Annotated in this window: 15 protein-coding genes; 12 read left to right on the forward strand and 3 right to left on the reverse strand. The window is 65.3% G+C overall.

Features of this window, described 5'->3' with window-relative positions; genetic code table 11:
- Positions 1–41 precede the first annotated feature (41 nt).
- The 6 genes from QRN53_RS04940 (at position 42) to pdxS (ending at position 8,272) form a co-directional block, all read left to right on the forward strand.
- Positions 42–365, forward strand: a complete 324-nt coding sequence (locus QRN53_RS04940; protein ID WP_285242904.1) for a DUF6504 family protein — start codon at positions 42–44, stop codon at positions 363–365.
- Positions 362–3,853 (forward strand): DNA polymerase III subunit alpha, encoded by a 3,492-nt coding sequence (locus tag QRN53_RS04945; protein WP_285242905.1) that lies wholly within the window; start codon positions 362–364, stop codon positions 3,851–3,853. Before QRN53_RS04940 ends, QRN53_RS04945 begins: the two co-directional genes overlap by 4 nt.
- 126 nt (positions 3,854–3,979) lie before the next feature.
- On the forward strand, positions 3,980–5,989 hold the full coding sequence (gene thrS / locus QRN53_RS04950) for a threonine--tRNA ligase (RefSeq protein WP_285242906.1): 2,010 nt from the start codon (positions 3,980–3,982) through the stop codon (positions 5,987–5,989).
- Positions 5,990–6,007: 18 nt separating this feature from the next.
- Positions 6,008–6,595 carry an HIT family protein gene (locus QRN53_RS04955; RefSeq protein WP_285242907.1) on the forward strand — a complete coding sequence of 196 codons (588 nt, stop codon included), beginning with the start codon at positions 6,008–6,010 and terminating at the stop codon, positions 6,593–6,595.
- Positions 6,585–7,208, forward strand: a complete 624-nt coding sequence (pgsA, locus tag QRN53_RS04960) for a phosphatidylinositol phosphate synthase (protein WP_285242908.1) — start codon at positions 6,585–6,587, stop codon at positions 7,206–7,208. The genes QRN53_RS04955 and pgsA overlap by 11 nt, the downstream gene beginning before the upstream one ends.
- 137 nt (positions 7,209–7,345) lie before the next feature.
- Positions 7,346–8,272: a pyridoxal 5'-phosphate synthase lyase subunit PdxS gene (gene pdxS / locus QRN53_RS04965; RefSeq protein WP_026264497.1), complete on the forward strand. Its 927-nt coding sequence runs from the start codon at positions 7,346–7,348 to the stop codon at positions 8,270–8,272.
- A gap of 148 nt (positions 8,273–8,420) precedes the next feature.
- Here pdxS and QRN53_RS04970 read toward each other — a convergent pair whose 3' ends face one another.
- Complete coding sequence (locus tag QRN53_RS04970) at positions 8,421–10,433, reverse strand: M3 family metallopeptidase (protein ID WP_285242909.1); 2,013 nt, start codon at positions 10,431–10,433, stop codon at positions 8,421–8,423.
- A 163-nt stretch (positions 10,434–10,596) separates the two neighbouring features.
- On the opposite strand from QRN53_RS04970, the gene QRN53_RS04975 reads away from it, so the two are divergent.
- On the forward strand, positions 10,597–11,958 hold the full coding sequence (locus QRN53_RS04975) for a ferredoxin reductase family protein (protein ID WP_285242910.1): 1,362 nt from the start codon (positions 10,597–10,599) through the stop codon (positions 11,956–11,958).
- A 29-nt stretch (positions 11,959–11,987) separates the two neighbouring features.
- Here QRN53_RS04975 and QRN53_RS04980 read toward each other — a convergent pair whose 3' ends face one another.
- Together QRN53_RS04980 and QRN53_RS04985 are read right to left on the reverse strand one after the other, a co-directional pair.
- Positions 11,988–12,743, reverse strand: a complete 756-nt coding sequence (locus QRN53_RS04980) for a type 1 glutamine amidotransferase (RefSeq protein WP_285242911.1) — start codon at positions 12,741–12,743, stop codon at positions 11,988–11,990.
- A complete protein-coding gene (locus QRN53_RS04985; protein WP_285242912.1) occupies positions 12,740–14,032 on the reverse strand; it encodes a Mur ligase family protein in 1,293 nt (430 codons plus the stop codon). The genes QRN53_RS04980 and QRN53_RS04985 overlap by 4 nt, the downstream gene beginning before the upstream one ends.
- A 91-nt stretch (positions 14,033–14,123) precedes the next feature.
- Between QRN53_RS04985 and pdxT the strand changes: the two genes are divergently transcribed.
- The 5 genes from pdxT to ruvB all read left to right on the forward strand — a co-directional run bounded on the left by pdxT (position 14,124) and on the right by ruvB (position 18,019).
- On the forward strand, positions 14,124–14,834 hold the full coding sequence (gene pdxT, locus QRN53_RS04990) for a pyridoxal 5'-phosphate synthase glutaminase subunit PdxT (protein ID WP_285242913.1): 711 nt from the start codon (positions 14,124–14,126) through the stop codon (positions 14,832–14,834).
- Positions 14,835–14,837: 3 nt separating this feature from the next.
- Positions 14,838–15,593 carry a YebC/PmpR family DNA-binding transcriptional regulator gene (locus QRN53_RS04995; protein ID WP_018761454.1) on the forward strand — a complete coding sequence of 252 codons (756 nt, stop codon included), beginning with the start codon at positions 14,838–14,840 and terminating at the stop codon, positions 15,591–15,593.
- A gap of 35 nt (positions 15,594–15,628) precedes the next feature.
- A complete protein-coding gene (gene ruvC, locus QRN53_RS05000) occupies positions 15,629–16,207 on the forward strand; it encodes a crossover junction endodeoxyribonuclease RuvC (RefSeq protein ID WP_285242914.1) in 579 nt (192 codons plus the stop codon).
- A gap of 89 nt (positions 16,208–16,296) precedes the next feature.
- On the forward strand, positions 16,297–16,941 hold the full coding sequence (gene ruvA, locus QRN53_RS05005) for a Holliday junction branch migration protein RuvA (RefSeq protein ID WP_285242915.1): 645 nt from the start codon (positions 16,297–16,299) through the stop codon (positions 16,939–16,941).
- Positions 16,934–18,019: a Holliday junction branch migration DNA helicase RuvB gene (gene ruvB, locus QRN53_RS05010; protein ID WP_285242916.1), complete on the forward strand. Its 1,086-nt coding sequence runs from the start codon at positions 16,934–16,936 to the stop codon at positions 18,017–18,019. Before ruvA ends, ruvB begins: the two co-directional genes overlap by 8 nt.
- Positions 18,020–18,056 lie beyond the last annotated feature (37 nt).

An 18,056-nucleotide genomic window follows, 5' to 3' on the forward strand; every position in this document is an offset into this window, starting at 1 on the left:
TCGAATAAAGCAATTAGGGAAGTACAGTCCGGGAGGCGCGCATGGGCATGTTCAGCGAGTCCATTGACGTGGCATGTTCAGCCTCCGGCCAGCCTGAGTTCCTGGAGTGGGCTGGAAGGGATTACCGCGTCTGTGCCGAACCCGTCAGATGGTATGAACGCCGGCAGTGGTGGGCTGAAGACGCCAGGGCCCCCCTTGGCAGCGGCCCAGGCGTGGTGGACCACGAAATCTGGCGAATCCAGGTGCTTCCTGCTGCCGCGGACAATGCTTCAGAACCACTGACCCTCGACCTCACCCGGCATGTTGGCAGCGGCCGTTGGCGCCTGCTGCGGATCCATGACGCCCTTCGCCCCAGAACAGCATGAGCTTCACCCACCTTCACGTTTCCACAGCATTCAGCGCCCACTACGGCGTCTCCTGGCCGGAAGAACTTGCCCAGGCCGCTGCCAGCGACGGCGCCACTGCCTTGGCCTGCACCGACCGGGACGGCCTCTACGGCACCATAAAACACCTCAAAGCCTGCATGGCTGCGGGCATCGACCCCATCGTGGGGGTTGACCTTGCGGTCTTTGACGACGACGGAGACCAGCGGACGCAGGTGGCCGGCCGGGTGGTGGTGTTGGCTCGAGGCCACAATAATGGCGCTGGGTACCGTGCCTTGTGCCGGCTGGTTTCCGACGCCCACGCCCGGACCTCCGGGAAGGCGGGGGGAACAGTTCCCGTGGCAGTCACCCGAGCCGAGTTGGCTTCCCGGACCTTGGACCCTGCAACACTCAAGCCGGTGCTGACCGTCCTGATAGGTCCGGATTCAGACGTGGGAAGGGCCATGGGAGGCCGGCGCTACCTTCGTCCCAGGACACTTTTCAAACAATGGCTGGACGCCATGCCCGCGGGAACCGTCGTGGCGGAAATCGTCTCCCAGCTCAGCGCACCAGGCTTTCCCCTCAGCACCTCCCATGCAGTCCGTATGCTCCGGCTCGCAGAGGAACACCACGTGCCCGCCATCCTCAGCAACGCGGTGCGGTACTGCGCTGCTGACGGTGCGCCAACAGCGGATGTCCTGGACTCTGCCCGTACTTTGAAGTCCCTGCCCGAACTGGCAGGGGAACCGTTGCTGCAGCCCACCGGACAGGGATGGCTGAAAACCGCGGAGCAGATGCTCGGCCTGGGCAAGGAAATCATTTCCGCTGCGGGGTACGGGGCAGCCGACCTCAAGCAGTTGATGGCCCAAACCGAGGCGCTCGCCGACCTCTGCCGGATGGACCCCGCCACGGACATGGGGTGGAAGCAACCCGTGGTGCCGGAAGCATCGGTTATTGGCATTACCCAGGATCCGCATGTGGAACTCATCCAGAGGTGCCATGCGGGAATCGGCAGGCGGTTCCCCGGGATAGGCGGACATGACGAAACCACGATGCTGGCACGGCTGGAGCACGAGTTGGGGATCATCAGGAACCTGGGGTTCTCTTCCTACTTCCTGACCGTGGCTGAGGTATCCCGGATGATCCAGGACATGGGAGTCAGGGCGGCAGCCCGCGGATCCGGGGCGTCCAGCCTGGTCAACTACCTGATCGAGGTCAGCCACGTAAATCCCTTGCAGCACGATCTCATCTTTGAACGGTTCCTCTCCAACGACCGTGCCACGCTCCCGGACATCGACATCGACGTCGAAAGCGCTGAACGCCATAACGTCTACCGCCAAATCTTCGAACGCTTCGGCGCCGAGCGCGTGACCCTGATGAGCATGCAAAACGGGTACCGGGCCCGGGGGGCAGTGCGTGACGCCGGGATGGCGCTGGGCATGGACGACGACGAAGTGGGGGAGATCGCCAAGCAATTGTGGCGGTTCTCCGCCAGGAAATTCCGGGAAGCACTGCAGGAAAAACCCGAGCTCAAGGAGTTCGCGGGCCGGGTGGAGCACCGCGATGCCGACGGAAACCAGCAACTGGACCTGCTGGTGGACCTGACCGAACGGCTGGACCGGCTGCCCCGGCACATCTCGATGCACCCCTGCGGGGTCATCCTGGGGGACGCCACCCTCCTGGACCGCACCCCTGTCCAGCCCAGCGGCCTGGGCCTGCCCATGAGCCAGTTCGATAAACACGACATGGACCCCATGGGCATGCTCAAGCTCGATGTCCTCGGTGTCAGGATGCAAAGCGCCATGGCGTTCGCAGTCCGGGAAGTGATCCGCCTCCACCCGTCCAAGGCCGAGGTAGTGGCTGCAGGCCGCCACCCCGCAGGACCGGACGGAAGCGGACCTGACTACATCGCCGCCGACGGCCGGATCGACCTCAACTCCGTCCCCCTCGACGACGAACCCACCTATGAGCTGATCCGCAGCACCCACACCCTCGGGTGTTTCCAGATTGAATCCCCGGGACAGCGGGAGCTGATTGGAAAGCTGGCCCCCAGGGAGTTCAACGACCTCATCATCGATATCTCCCTGTTCCGGCCAGGACCCATGAAATCGGACATGGTGCGGCCCTTCCTGGAACACCGCCACGGATTCGCCCCTGAGGTGTACCCGCACCCGCACCTCAAGCCCGTGCTCCAGGAAACCCATGGAGTGACGGTCTTCCATGAGCAGATCCTCAAGACCTTCGACGTCATGACCGGATGCGGGCTGGCCCGCGCGGACGAATTCAGGCGCGCCCTCGGCAACGAAGCCCTGGAAGTGGCGGTGGAGGAATTCTTCCGCCGCGAAGCCCGCGCCAGGAAATACTCTCCCGAGGTGGTGGACAAGGTCTGGGGAACCCTCAAAGCTTTTGGCAGCTTCGGTTTCTGCAAAGCCCACGGGGCAGCCTTTGCCGTGCCCACCTACCAGTCGGCCTGGCTCAAGACCCACCATCCCGAAGCGTTCCTCGCCGGACTGTGGGAGCATGACCCCGGAATGTATCCCAAGCGGCTGTTGGTTGCCGAAGCCCGGAGGCTCGGCATCCCCATCCTGCCGCTCGACATCAACCGCAGCCAGGCAGAGTACCGGGTGGAGCGGGTGGAGACAGGCAAAGACCGGGGAAAGTTAGGTATCCGGCTGAGCTTGAACGGAATCTACGGCCTCTCGGCGGCAGAACTGAAGCGGATCGTCGCCGGGCAGCCGTACGACTCCCTGGCGGACCTCAGGGCGCGCTCGCGGCTCAGCAAACCCAGCATCAGGCGCCTCGCGCAGCTGGGAGCCTTCGATTCTCTGCACCGTGAAGCGGGAGGCCACGCCAACCGGGCGGACCTTGTGCAGCACCTTCAACAACTCCAGGCCGGCAAAGGGGGGCGAAAGGGCCTGGAAGTCCTGGATGGCCAACTGTCGCTGCCCCTGGGGGATGTTGAACTACGGAACATCAAACCCGGATTGCCGGCACCGACCCTGGTGGAAAACGTCAGGGCCGAACTCGACCTGATGGCCGTGGATGTCAGCAGCCACCTGATGGACAGCCACCGGCCGTTGCTGGACAGGCTCGGCGTCACCACAGCAGACTCCCTCCTGGGCCTGCGCAACGGCACCGAGGTCCTGGTGGCCGGTGTCCGGGTGGCAACCCAGACCCCTCCGATGCGCGGCGGCAGGCGGGTGGTGTTCATCAGCATCGACGACGGCACCGGCTGCGTGGACTCGGTCTTCTTCCATGAAGCCCAGGAAAACGCAGGACCCCTCCTATTCGGTACCCGTTTGCTGCTGATCCGGGGCACCACCAGAAGGACCGGTCCCCGGGGCATCAGCCTGAGCGCGAGCATGGCCTGGGACTTGGCCCGCACGGAGACTTTGCCGTTTCCGGAATCGACACCGCCCCTTGACCCTGAAGGCCCGCATCCCCTGGATGGCATCAGCAGGGCACTGGCCATCACCGGTTTCAGCGGCTGAACCGTGCCCCGGGCACCGTGTGCCGCGTTGGTCGGCCCCTGCCGGAACCGATAGCATTGACGGTGGCTGGCTGTGGTCCCCGTATGCCACAAGCTATGAAGCCTGAACTTTGAATAGGAGACACCCGTGTCAGATGCCCAGCAGATCACCCTTCTCGTCGATGGCGAAGAGACCGTGGTGACTACCGGGACAACCGGTGCGGAACTCTTCTTTGAGCGCCGTGACGTAGTTGTAGCCCGCGTCAACGGCGAACTGAAGGACCTGGACCAGGAACTTCCCGGGGGTGCCGAGGTGGAGGGCATCACCATCGATTCCCCCGACGGCCTGAACGTCCTGCGCCACTCCACCGCCCACGTGATGGCCCAAGCGGTGCAGCAGCTCCGTCCTGACGCCAAGCTGGGCATCGGCCCCTACATCACCGATGGCTTCTACTTCGATTTCGATGTGGCCGAGCCCTTCACTCCCGAGGACCTCAAGACCCTCGAAAAGATGATGCAGAAGATCATCAACCAGAACCAGAAGTTCGTCCGCCGCGTGGTCAGCGAAGACGAGGCCCGCGAAGCCATGAAGAACGAGCCCTACAAGCTCGAGCTCCTGGGCAAAAAGAACGAAGCCGCCGAAGCCGGGGAAGGCGTGAACGTCGAAGTCGGCGCCGGCGACATCACCATTTACGACAACGTGGAACGCAAAGAAGGGACCACCGTCTGGTGCGATCTCTGCCGTGGCCCGCACCTGCCCAACACCAAACTCATCTCCAACGCGTTCGCGCTGACCCGGTCCTCGTCCGCGTACTGGCTGGGCAACCAGAAGAACCAGCAGCTGCAGCGCATCTACGGCACCGCCTGGCCCACCAAGGACGCACTGAAGGCCTACCAGGAGCGCATCGCCGAGGCCGAACGCCGCGACCACCGCAAGCTCGGATCCGAACTGGACCTGTTCTCCTTCCCTGACGAGCTTGGCTCCGGCCTGCCCGTCTTCCACCCCAAGGGTGGCATCATCCGCAAGGAGATGGAGGACTACTCCCGCCAGCGGCACGTCGAGGCCGGCTATGAGTTCGTCTACACCCCGCACATCACCAAGGGCCACCTGTACGAGGTCTCCGGCCACCTTGACTGGTACAAGGAAGGCATGTTCCCGGCCATGCACGTTGATGCGGAACTCAACGAGGACGGCACCGTTCGCAAGCCCGGCCAGGATTACTACCTGAAGCCGATGAACTGCCCCATGCACAACCTCATCTTCCGTTCCCGCGGCCGGTCCTACCGCGAACTGCCCCTCCGGCTGTTCGAATTCGGTTCGGTCTACCGGTACGAGAAGTCCGGCGTGGTGCACGGCCTGACCCGTGTCCGGGGCATGACACAGGACGACGCCCACATCTACTGCACCCGCGAACAGATGAAGGACGAGCTCACCAAGACCCTCACCTTCGTCCTGGACCTGCTCAAGGACTACGGCCTGAACGACTTCTACCTGGAGCTGTCCACCAAGGACCCGGAGAAGTACGTAGGCGACGACGCCACCTGGGAGGAAGCCACCCGCACCCTGGCCGAGGTGGCGCAGGAGTCCGGTCTGGAACTGGTGCCGGACCCGGGCGGAGCCGCTTTCTACGGACCCAAGATCTCCGTGCAGGCGAAGGATGCGCTGGGCCGCACCTGGCAGATGTCCACCATCCAGCTGGACTTCAACCTGCCCGAACGGTTCGAACTTGAATTCCAGGCCGCAGACGGAACCCGCCAGCGCCCCGTGATGATCCACCGCGCACTGTTTGGATCCGTGGAGCGGTTCATGGGCGTCCTGACCGAGCACTACGCCGGCGCCTTCCCCGCATGGCTGGCCCCGGTCCAGGTGGTGGGCATTCCCGTGGCGGAGGCCTTCAACGACTACATGTTCGACGTCGTCGACGAGCTCAAGGCGGCGGGTATCCGCGCCGAGGTGGATACCTCCTCGGACCGGTTCCCCAAGAAGATCCGCACGGCCAGCAAGGACAAGATCCCGTTCGTGCTCATCGCCGGCGGCGACGACGCGGAGGCAGGAGCCGTGTCCTTCCGGTTCCGGGACGGCAGCCAGGACAACGGCGTGCCCGTGGCCGAGGCAGTCAAGCGGATTACCGAAGCCGTCCGTAACCGGACCAGCTAGCCGAACGGAAACAGCACAGTGCAGGAGAACACAGGCGCAGGGTATCCGGGTGATGCCGGCGTTACCGACGACTTCGACCTCGCCGGTGTCCCGGACGCTTTCCAGCGCCTGTGGACTCCGCACCGCATGGCCTACATCAAGGGCGGCCAGCACCAGTTCAAGAACGAAAACGACTGCCCGTTCTGCGTTGGCCCGGGCCGCACCGATGAAGAGGCGCTCATTGTCCACCGCGGCAGGACCTGCTACGTGGTGCTGAACCTGTTCCCTTACAACCCGGGCCACCTGTTGGTATGCCCTTACCGGCACATCCCGGACTACACGGACCTGACCCTTGAGGAGACGGCCGAGTTTGCCGAGCTCACCCAGACGGCCATGCGGGTCCTGCGCAAGGTATCCAATCCAGGCGGTTTCAACCTGGGCATGAACCAGGGCGTTGTGGGCGGGGCGGGGATTTCCGCGCACCTGCACCAGCACATCGTTCCGCGCTGGGGCGGCGACGGAAACTTCTTCCCGATCATCGCCCAGACCAAGGCCATCACCCAGACCCTCGACGAGGTCCGGCAGCAAGTGGCTGACGCCTGGCCCGGGGAGTCGGATGCTGAATAGGCATGCCCGCGGGTTCTTCACCGCCCTGTTCACCCCGCTGGCACGCTGGCTGCTTCGCCTGGGCGTTTCACCTGACGCAGTAACCATCGCAGGGACCCTTGGCGTGGCGGTAGGGGCCTTGGTGTTCTATCCGCTGGGACAACTGTTCTGGGGAACGGTCTTCATCACGGCATTCATCTTCTCCGACGTCCTGGACGGCATCATGGCCCGGATGCAGGACGTGAAGAGCCGCTGGGGCAACTTCCTTGACTCCACCCTGGACCGCGTGGCCGATGGTGCGCTGTTCGCCGGGGTGGCAGTCTGGTTCTACACCGGCGGCAACAACGCCATCATCGCCTCGGCAGCTTTGGTCTGCCTGGTGCTGGGAATGGTTGTCTCGTACGCCCGTGCCAAGGCCGAGTCGCTGGGGTTCACCGCAAATGTGGGGATCGCGGAGCGGGCCGAACGGCTCGTGTCCGTCCTGGTGGTTACCGGCCTCACCGGCCTGGGGCTGCCGGCGGTGGTGCTCCTTGCCACCCTGGTCCTCCTGGCGGCGGCGAGCCTGGTCACAGTGGTACAGCGCGTTCTTTCGGTGCGCCGGCAGGCCCTGGCGGAGCCAACGCCCGCTGATTAAGCATGATTAAGCCTGCCGCGCGGCGGGGGTCTAGTATATAAGTGCCCGGTCAAGCGACCCGGCAACCCGTGCGTGCACCTCCGGCAGTTGCCGCCGCATGCCCGGCGAAGATCATCTGTCTACCCATAGGGGTTTTTGTGTCTACACCTGATGTAAGCAACGAGGCCGGTTCGTCCGCGAACAGCGTCACGGGCAGCAGCCGCGTGAAGCGTGGCATGGCTGAGATGCTCAAGGGCGGCGTCATCATGGACGTCGTCAACGTCGAGCAGGCCCGCATCGCCGAAGACGCCGGTGCCGTGGCAGTCATGGCGCTGGAGCGTGTTCCGGCCGATATCCGCGCCCAGGGCGGCGTGTCCCGGATGTCCGATCCGGACATGATCGACCAGATCATCGATGCCGTGTCCATCCCCGTCATGGCCAAGGCCCGCATCGGCCACTTCGTCGAGGCCCAGGTCCTGCAGTCCCTCGGTGTCGACTACATCGACGAGTCCGAGGTCCTCACCCCGGCCGACTACGTCAACCACATCGACAAGTGGAACTTCAAGGTTCCCTTCGTCTGTGGCGCCACCAACCTCGGTGAGGCCCTGCGCCGCATCAATGAGGGTGCGGCCATGATCCGTTCCAAGGGCGAGGCCGGCACCGGTGACGTCTCCAACGCCACCGGACACATGCGCAAGATCCGTTCCGAGATCGCCAAGCTGGCTGCGCTGCCCGAGGACGAGCTGTACGTTGCGGCGAAGGAGCTGCAGGCGCCGTACGAGCTGGTCAAGGAAGTTGCCGCCGCCGGCAAGCTTCCCGTGGTGCTGTTCACCGCCGGTGGCATCGCCACCCCCGCGGATGCTGCCATGATGATGCAGCTCGGCGCTGACGGTGTGTTCGTTGGCTCCGGCATCTTCAAGTCCGGCAACCCTGCCCAGCGCGCGGCCGCCGTCGTGAAGGCCACCACCTTCTTCGACGACCCCGACGTCATCGCCAAGGCCTCCCGCGGCTTGGGCGAGGCCATGGTGGGCATCAACGTCGACGAGATCCCCCAGCCCCACCGCCTCGCCGAACGCGGCTGGTAGTCCCTAAAAAGAAGTACGACGCCGGGTGGCCGCCTTTAAAAGGTGGCCACCCGGCGTCGTTGTTGGCTGGGCTTCTTAAAACCCATCGATTGCTCCGTAGTTGTCGTTTTCGGGCCTGAAAACGACAACTACTCAGCAATCGATGGGGTTACTCGAGGCCGCGGCGTTTCAATAGCGGTTCCAGGTTGGCAGCCCGGCCCCTCAGGAGCCGGAACGATTCCAGCGGATCACGGCTGTTGCCCCTGGAGAGCAGTTCGGTGCGGAAGCGTTCACCGTTGGCCCTGGTCAGCCCGCCGTTCTCGCTGAACCAGTCGACGGTTTCGGCGTCCAGCACCTCGCTCCAAATGTAGGAGTAGTACCCTGCCGCGTAGCCGGCACCTGCGAAGATGTGCTGGAAGTACCCTGTCCGGTACCGCGGCGGGATCAGCGGGTGGGCGATGCCCGCGGCGGCGAGGGCTTTTGCCTCAAACTCCAGGGCATCCCCGGGGACGTTTCCGGGCTCCAGTACATGCCAGGCAAGGTCGAGAAGCGCCGCACCCAGGTACTCGGTGGTGGCGAAGCCCTCACCCCACAGCCGCGATTCCTCCAGCCGTTCCACGATGGTCTGGGGCAACGGCTCCCCGGTGACGTGGTGGCGGGCATAGTTGGACAGCACCTCAGGCCACATGATCCACATTTCGTTGACCTGGGACGGGTACTCCACGAAATCCCTCGGCACCGACGTCCCGGCGAGGCGCGGATAGGTGACCGCAGAGAACAGGCCGTGCAGTGCGTGGCCAAACTCGTGGAACAGGGTCCGCAGCTCATCCAGCGTCAACAGCGTCGGTTCACCGGCGGCAGGTTTGGAAATGTTGAGGGTGTTGATCACCACGGGCCTGTTGCAAAGCAGCGCGGACTGTTCAACCAGCGAGTTCATCCATGCCCCGCCCCGCTTGGTTTCCCGGGAATAGTAATCGCCGAGGAACAGCCCCAAGCCGGTACCGTCTGCATTGCGGACCTCCCAGATCCGCACGTCCGGGTGGTAGCCCTCAAGGTCGTTCCGCTGGTGGAAAGTGATCCCGTACAGCGCTGTGGCGGCGAAGAAGACGCCGTCCTCTATGGCCCGGTCCAGCTCGAAATAGGGCCGCAGGGCCTGTTCGTCGACGTCGTACTTCTCCCGCCGCACCTTGGCGGAATAGTAGGCCCAGTCCCAGGGCTCCAAGGGGTGGCCGGCAGCTTCCGCCAGCGCTGCGGCCTCGGCGTCGGCGTTGCGGATGGCTGCCGGTGCCATCCGGTTCAGCGTGGTCTGTACCGCCATGAAGTCAGGTGCCGTCTGCCGGTCCGCCACCAGTTCGGCGTAGTTGGCGAACCCCAGCAGCCGGGCCTTTTCCGCACGCAGCCCCGCCATTTCCCTGGCAAGGTCCAGGACATCCAGCTTTCCGCCACTACTGCCCCGCGCCACGGATGCCTCGAACAGCCGACGGCGGACGTCCCGGTTCTCGAGCGCGGCCAGGGCCGGCTGGTTGCCTGGCTGGATGAGGGTGAGCAGGAAGCCGCCGTCATGCCCGGCGGCGCGGGCCGCCTCCGCAGCGCTTGCCACCTCGTCTGCCGGCAGGCCCGCCAGGTCTCCGGCATCGTGGAGCAACAGGGCGGCGGACTTCATCCCTTCCTTGACGCGCTGCCCGAATTCGGTGCCCAGCCGGGCCAGCTCGGCGTTGATGGCGCGCAGGCATTCCTGGCCCGGGCCGTCCAGCTGGATGCCTGATTGGCGGAACTCCTTCAGGTATTCGTCCACCAGGCGCGCTGACTCCGGATCGCGGCTGTCGGTGTCGATGGCGGCAAACCTCTCGAACAGTGCCCGGTTGAGGAAGATCTCGTCCTGGTGGGCGGAGAGGAGGGGCGACAATTCCGTTTCGAGTTCCCTGATGCGGGGCGAGGCCTCGGCCGAAACCAGCGTGAAGAAGGCAGCTGCCGCCCGGTTCACTAGTTGCCCTGAGCGCTCCATGGCCAGGGCAGTATTTTCGAAGGTCGCAGCCTCTTCGGACGCTGTGATGGCGTTGATCTCGTGCAAGTGTTCCGCCAACCCGGCCTTGACGGCCTCACCGTAATGCTCAGCGGTAAGCAGTGCGAAGGGCGGGAGGCCATAGGGGAGCGGACTCGAGGTCAGGAGCGGGTTCGTCATGGGGTAAACCTTTCACAGCAGGCCACGCTTCTCAACGACCGGAAAAGGCGGCTGAAGCGCGCTGCGCTCCCTAGACTTACGTGTGCGGGCCACGAACGGCCCGCACATTGCGTGTCCTTTGCCTGGATTCGCAGCAGGTTGCCACCACGAAGGGATCCGGCCAATGACCAAGCCTGCCACGAGGCCACGGGCCGCCATCCTGGGAATGCCCCTCCGCTGGATGGGACCAGGTGCGGTGCTGGTCTTGGCAGTGGGGTACGGCCTGTTCTGGTACGCGGTCCGTCCTGCGGGGGAACCCGTCCTGGGCTACGTAGGGCAGCTTTTCGGCGGGGAGTCCGTCCTGCTGTATTCGATTGCCCTGATCCTGGTCAGCACGCTCCCGCACGTCGAACCGATTTTTGGCGGGATAGATCACGCCGCCATCTGGCACCGGCGGGCCGCAATCACCGCAACCGTCCTGCTGCTGCCACACATCGAATTTGCGGCCAGCCCGGAGGCCACGAGCCTGGGCAAGACACTGGCCGTGGTGGCCGTCTGCGGCCTTATTGCGCTGGTGGTGTGGGCCATCCTGCCGCGGTGGCGGACCATGCTGCCGGCGGCCGCCCGCCGCGTCGTCATCGCCTCCCTGCAAACCCGGCCCTTCCAGCTTGCGGGCCGCCTGCTGGGTGGCTATGAACGCTGGCGCGGCTTTCACCGGCTGACCGGACTGTTCGTGGCTGCCGGATTCCTGCACGGATTGCTCGATGCCAGCGCTTTCGAGGCGGCCCCCGTGTTGCGGTGGAGCTACGTGGCCATCGGCGCGACGGGTCTGGCGTTCTATGCCTACCGGGAACTGCTCTCGCGCCATTTCCTGCCGCACCACGATTACCAGGTGTCAGGGGTGCGGGCGGTCGCTTCGGACCTGGTGGAGGTGGCCCTCCGTCCCCTGGGCCGGCCGTTGAGCTTCAGGCCGGGGCAGTTCGCCATGATCTACCTGGAAACCGCAGAAGGCTGGCAGCGGCATCCCTTTTCCATTTCCGGCCCTGCCGGCGAGGGTGGCATCAGCATCACGGTGAAGGCGCTGGGCGACCACACCACCAGGCTTCCGGACGTCATCCAGCCGGGGATGCCGGCGGTGGTCGGCGGCCCCTACGGACGCTTCGACCGGCACCGCGGAACCAACGACCAGGTCTGGATAGCGGGTGGCGTGGGTATCACGCCGTTCCTGAGCTGGCTCCGGTCGCTCGACGAGGAACTCCACGAAAACGTCCACTTCTTCGTCACATCGGCCGGTCCTTCGCCGTTCGCCGACGAGGTGGCCGCCGTCGCCAGGAACCATCCGCGCCTCACGGTGCATTTGGTGGACACCTTGGCGGACGGCCGCCTGACTCCCGAGGCAGTCCTGAAAGCCGTGGGCACCGAACCGCGCAGGTTGTCGGTGTTCATGGGTGGCCCGGACGCCATGCTTCGCCAGTTCCGGAAGGCCTTTCTGGCAGCCGGAGTCCGCCGGGCGAATATCCACCGTGAGTATTTCCAGTGGCGCTAAGTGGGTAGCGCCGGCTTGCGGCAAATACCCTAGCGGGGTCGTTGGGCGGCGTGCTCCCGCGCCAGGACCGCGTAGGCATCGTCCGGTGCTCCGGGGGAGAAGCTGCCGAACTTGCGCTCGGCGGCGGTCCTGATGAGGAAGTCGGCAATGGCCGGGTTCTTGGGCAGCAGGGAACCGTGCAGGTAACTGGCCACGATGTTCCGGAACCGGGCTCCTTCGTGGCCGTCATTGCTGTTGTTGCCGGTGCCCTTGGCAACCGTTCCCAGGGGCCGTACACCGCTGCCCAGGGTGGTTTGCCCGCTGTGGTTCTCGTACCCGAGCACTTCGCCAAACTCGGTGGTTGACACCTTGACGTTGCCGATCAGCCGTTCGTCGGTGCCTTGGGTTTCCACGTCCAGGATGCCGATGCCGGGGATCACGGCGCCGGTGCGGGTCTTGAAGAACTTTCCGAAGAGCTGGTACAGGCCACAGATGACCAGCATGGGGGCGCCGTCCTCGGCCAACTCCTTGAGCTGGCCGGCCCGCGCCTGCAGGTCGTCCTGGATGATCAGCTGGCCACTGTCCTGCCCGCCGCCACCGACGATGATGTCCACGCCGTCAGGAAACGGATCCCCCACGTTGTACTCAAGCAGTTCCGGGGTGTAGCCATGCCAGGCAATGCGGCGCTGCAGGACCAAGGCGTTGCCCCAGTCGCCGTAGATGTTCATGTCCCGCGGATAGAGCTGTACCACGCGGAGCGTCCCCTTGGACGGAGCGGCAGCGGTTGGTGCTTCGGCAGGATTCACGAGACAACCTCCACAGTGGTGATTTTGGACAGCTCGCGGCGGATGGCCAGCATAGCGGTGTAGGTGCAGAAGATCCGTTTGGGCTTGCCCCGGCCTTCCCTGATGAAAGCGGCCAGGGCGGCGGGGATGTCCGTCTCAACTGCTCCTACGGGAACCTGGTCGTATTGCAGCCGCAGCGCCATATCGTAGGCGCGGGACCCGGTAAGCGCGTCCACCCCGCCCTCCCGGAGGGAATCGAATTCAACGTCCCAGAGCCATGACATGTCCCTGCCGTCGGCGTAGTTGTCGTTGATCGCGATCATGGTGGCGTAACCGCCCGCAGCGAAGGATTTCAGTCCCAGCCGGAAACCGCTGGGATTCTTCACCAGCACCAGGTCCAGCGGCTGGCCGTCCACGGTGAGGCTTTCCCCGCGGCCAAAGGCCGGAGCCACCTTGGACAACGCTTCCAGCAAGGTGGCGTGGTCCGCGGTGGCGGCCCCTGCGCCGCAGATGCTGCGGGCCAGGGTCATGGCCGCGGCAGCATTGAAGATGTTGTAAACGCCCCGCAGCTTCATCGCCGTGGTGACCGTGCCGCCGTCGTACTCAAACTCGGCGCTGTCCGCACCCACTTTGCGGAGTACGACGTCGGCAGCCGGCTTTTCCGGCAGGCCCGCCGGGGCGGGGCTGCCGGGAGCAGCGCGCATGTCGTCGTCGTTGGGGAAGGTTCCCAGCAGGGAGTCGTCAAGGCCGAAGTACTTGACCTCCTGGCCCGTGAGGGTGTCTGCGATCCGCGCCACCCTGGGATCCTCGCGGTTGAGGACCACGGTTCCGGTGGTCTTGGCGGCGATGTGCTGCAGGAGCTGTGCTGTTTTGTCGATCTCGCCGAAGCGGTCCAGCTGGTCGCGCAGCACGTTCAGGAGCAGGCAGTACTTTGGCGGGACACTGTTCACGAAGTGCACCGCGTGGGCTTCGTCGAGTTCCAGGACGGCAATGTCCGCGTCCAGCCTGCCGCGCCAGTCCACTTCGCCCAGGAGTGCAGCGGCCACACCCCGCGTGAAGTTGCTGCCGGTTCGGTTGGTGAAGACCCTAAGGCCCTGGCTTTCCAGGAGCTCAACCACCATTTTGGTGGTGGTGGTCTTGCCGTTGGTGCCGCTGACCACCGCGACTCCGTGGGGCAGCGTGGCCAGTGTCCGGCGCATGAATCCGGGATCGATCTTCTCGACCACCAGGCCTGGCAGGGCGGAGCCGCCGCCCCGGAGCCGGGATACCCTGCGGACCAGCTTGCCGAGCGGAACACTGTAGAAGACCATGTTTCGAATATATCCCAGCAGCGGCATGCAACCTTCGCCGATAGGACGCCATACGGCACCGGCCGGACGGGCCGGGCCGTATGCTGGAAAGATGACAAATCCCCCCTCTGCTGCTCCTGCGCGCGTGGGTTCAGGCCTTAAAATTGGTGTCCTTGCCCTCCAGGGTGACTTTCGCGAGCATCTGCGCGCGGCCGAAGCCACGGGCGCGCAGGCCGTAACAGTACGCCGTCCGGCGGAGCTGGACGGCCTGGACGGCCTCATTATTCCCGGCGGCGAATCGACCACCATCGACAAGCTCGCCCGGGCTTTCGAGCTCGCCGATCCGCTCCGGAAGTACGTCGCCGAAGGACTGCCCGTCTACGGCTCGTGCGCCGGCATGATCCTGCTCGCCTCGGACATCGCCGATCCCGCCACCGACCTCTCCGGAGCCCCGCAGCAGACGTTCGGAGGATTGGATATCACCGTCCGCCGCAACGCGTTTGGCCGCCAGCGCGAGTCGTTCGAAACCGATCTGGACTTCAAGGGGCTGGACTTCAGTGCCACTGAATCAGGGGTGGCGCCGGTGCACGCTGTTTTCATCCGCGGCCCTTGGGTGGAGCGGGTGGGCCCGGACGTGGAAGTCCTCGCCCAGGTTGAACCGGCGGACCCGGACCATGCCTCCCACGCCGTCCCGCTGCCGGGGGCGGCTAGAATTGTGGCAGTGCGTTCCGGCCACCTGCTGGCCACCTCCTTCCACCCGGAAGTGACTGGCGAAAAACGCGTACACGAACTTTTTATCCGCATGATCAGAGGAGAAGCGTAAAGCATGTCAGGCCACTCCAAATGGGCGACGACCAAGCACAAAAAGGCGATCATTGACAGCCGCCGCGCAAAGTCGTTCGCCAAGCTGATCAAGAACATCGAAGTAGCCGCCCGGATGGGCGGACCGGACCTCGCGGGCAACCCGGGCCTGGAACTTGCGGTGACCAAGGCGAAGAAGACGTCGGTCCCCAACGACAACATCGACCGCGCCATCAAGCGCGGCGCCGGACTCACCGGCGAAGTGGTGGACTACACCGAGATCATGTACGAGGCCCGCGGCCCCCAGGGCTCGGCCCTGCTGATCGAGTGCCTCACGGACAACAAGAACCGGGCAGCCTCCGAGGTCCGCCTGGCCATCTCCCGCAACGGCGGCACCATCGCCGACCCCGGGTCCGTGAGCTACCTCTTCACCCGCAAGGGCGTGGTCAACCTGCCCAAGAACGGCCTGAGCGAGGATGACGTCCTCATGGCCGTGCTGGACGCGGGCGCCGAGGAAGTCAAGGACAACGGCGAGACCTTCGAGATCCACTCGGAACCGGGTGATCTGCAGGCCATCCGCGAGGCACTGACGGAAGCCGGCATCGAATACGACACCGATGAGGTGGAATTCGTCCCGTCGATGCAGGTGGAGCTCGATGTCGACGGTGCCCGCAAGTTCCTGAAGCTGGCTGACGCCCTCGAAGACCTCGACGACGTCCAGAACGTCTACAGCAACGCCGACCTGAGCGACGAAGTCCAGGCTGCCCTGGAATCAGAGTGACGTCGCGCCTTGCCCGCTAAGGCCAGGAACCTGCGGTGACGCTCCGCGTCCTGGGCGTCGACCCAGGCCTGACACGGTGCGGGATCGGCGTGGTGGACGTCGAGCGGAACCGCAGGGCCACGATGGTGGCCGTAGGGGTGGTGGGCACCTCGCCAGAGGAATCGCTGGACCGGCGCCTGCTGGTGATAGCCACCGCCATTGACGAGTGGCTGGACCGGTACGAGCCCGAGGTCCTTGCGGTCGAACGCGTCTTTTCGCAGCTGAACGTCAGCACCGTGATGGGCGTGGCGCAGGCGTCCGGCGTCGTCATCGCGGCGGCGGCCCGCCGTGGCATCCCGGTGGCGCTGCATACGCCGTCGGAAGTGAAAGCGGCGGTGACCGGGAGCGGCACGTCCAACAAGGACGCCGTGACCAAGCTGGTCACCAAGATCCTCCGCCTCGAGGCGCCGCCGCGGCCTGCCGATGCCGCCGACGCGCTGGCACTGGCCATTACGCACGCGTGGCGGGCCGGAAGCGGAGCCGCCGTGGCAACCACCGGGCCGGGCAGTTCCTCCTTAACGCCGGCACAGCGGGCGTGGGCCGAGGCGGAGGCCAAGGCGCGCCGCGCACGCTGAATGTCCCTGCCCCTTGCTAGGGTATTCGTAGATATGTTCGGATAGCCGGGTGCTCATTGCGAGGCCGGCGATACAACGGGAGCCCGGCCTTGATCAGTTTCCTCCGCGGAACCGTAGCGCACGTTGGCCTGTCCACGGCCGTCATCGACCTCAACGGCGCCGGGATGAGCGTGAACGCCACCCCGCAGACCCTCAGTCGGCTGCACGTGGGCGAGCAGGGGCAACTGTTCACATCCCTGATCGTGCGGGAGGACTCGCTCACGCTCTTCGGCTTCGCCTCCGACGACGAACGTGAGGTCTTCGACGTCCTGCTCAGTGTCAGCGGCGTAGGTCCCAGGCTTGCCCTTGCGGTGCTGGCGGTCCACGAGCCCGAGGCGATCCGGGTTGCAGCGCACACGGGGGACAGCAAGACGTTCACCAAAGTGCCCGGTATCGGTCCCAAGGTAGCGGGCCGCATCGTGCTGGAGCTGGCCGGAAAACTTGTTCCGCACGGGACCGCCCCCGCCGCCGGTGCTGCCACTCCCGCCGAGGCCGCCTGGAAGCCGCAAGTGATCGCCGCGATGACCAGCCTTGGCTGGTCCGAAAAAGACGCTTCAGGCAGCATCGACAAAGCCTTGGCCGACGAGCCTGAAGTTTCCTTCCGCGGCAACGTTCCGGAAATCCTGCGCACCACGCTCCGCTGGCTGGGCCAGGATGGCGCCCGGGCCGGCAACCGCGTAGGCAGCCGTGGCTGAACCGTCACTGGTTGCAGCGGGGGAGGAGCCGGAAGAGCGGGCCATCGAGGCGGCGCTGCGGCCCAAGAACCTCGACGACTTCGTTGGCCAGCACCGTGTCCGCAAGCAGCTGTCCTTGGTGCTGCAAGCCTCCCGGATGCGCGGGCGGACCGCGGACCACGTGCTGTTTTCCGGGCCGCCCGGGCTCGGCAAGACCACGCTGGCGATGATCGTGGCCGCGGAGATGAACGCTCCGTTGCGCCTCAGCAGCGGACCTGCCATCCAGCACGCCGGTGACCTCGCCGCCATCCTGTCCTCCCTCTCGGAGGGCGAAGTGTTGTTCCTGGACGAAATCCACCGCATGTCCCGGCCGGCCGAGGAAATGCTCTACATGGCCATGGAAGACTTCCGGGTGGACATCGTGGTGGGCAAGGGCGCGGGCGCCACCGCCATTCCGCTGGAGCTGCCGCCGTTTACCCTGGTAGGCGCCACCACCCGGGCCGGCCTCCTCCCAGGGCCGCTCCGGGACCGGTTCGGCTTTACGGGCCACCTCGAGTTCTACTCCGTCCCGGAGCTTGAGCTGGTCCTGCGGCGCTCCGCGGGCCTGCTGGACCTGAAGGTGAACTCCGCCGGCTTCGCCGAAATCGCCGGCCGTTCCCGCGGCACCCCCCGCATTGCCAACCGGCTCCTCCGCCGTGTCCGGGACTGGGCGCTGGTGCACGGCATCGAGCAGATCGACTCACGGGCGGCATCGGCAGCTTTGGACATGTATGAAGTGGACAAGAAAGGCCTGGACCGGCTGGACCGGGCCGTCCTCGAGGCTCTGATCACCAAGTTCGGCGGAGGTCCCGTAGGCCTCTCTACGCTCGCCATCGCCGTCGGCGAAGAAACCGAAACCGTCGAGACCGTGGCGGAACCCTTCCTGGTCCGCGAGGGGCTGCTGGGTCGCACCCCGCGCGGCCGGATCGCCATGGCACCCGCGTGGACGCACCTGGGTTACGCCATCCCCTCGGGAGTCTTCGCGCAGGAACAGCTGGACATTTTCGATTCCGGCGAAGAAGCCGCAGGCGCCGGCGAGTGGGCCCCGGAGGGCCAATAGCAGGATCCCTTCAGCTTTTCCCTTTAGACTGGTATGA

This window comes from Pseudarthrobacter sp. fls2-241-R2A-127 (assembly GCF_030209355.1).
In the GTDB taxonomy this organism is placed as follows: domain Bacteria; phylum Actinomycetota; class Actinomycetes; order Actinomycetales; family Micrococcaceae; genus Arthrobacter.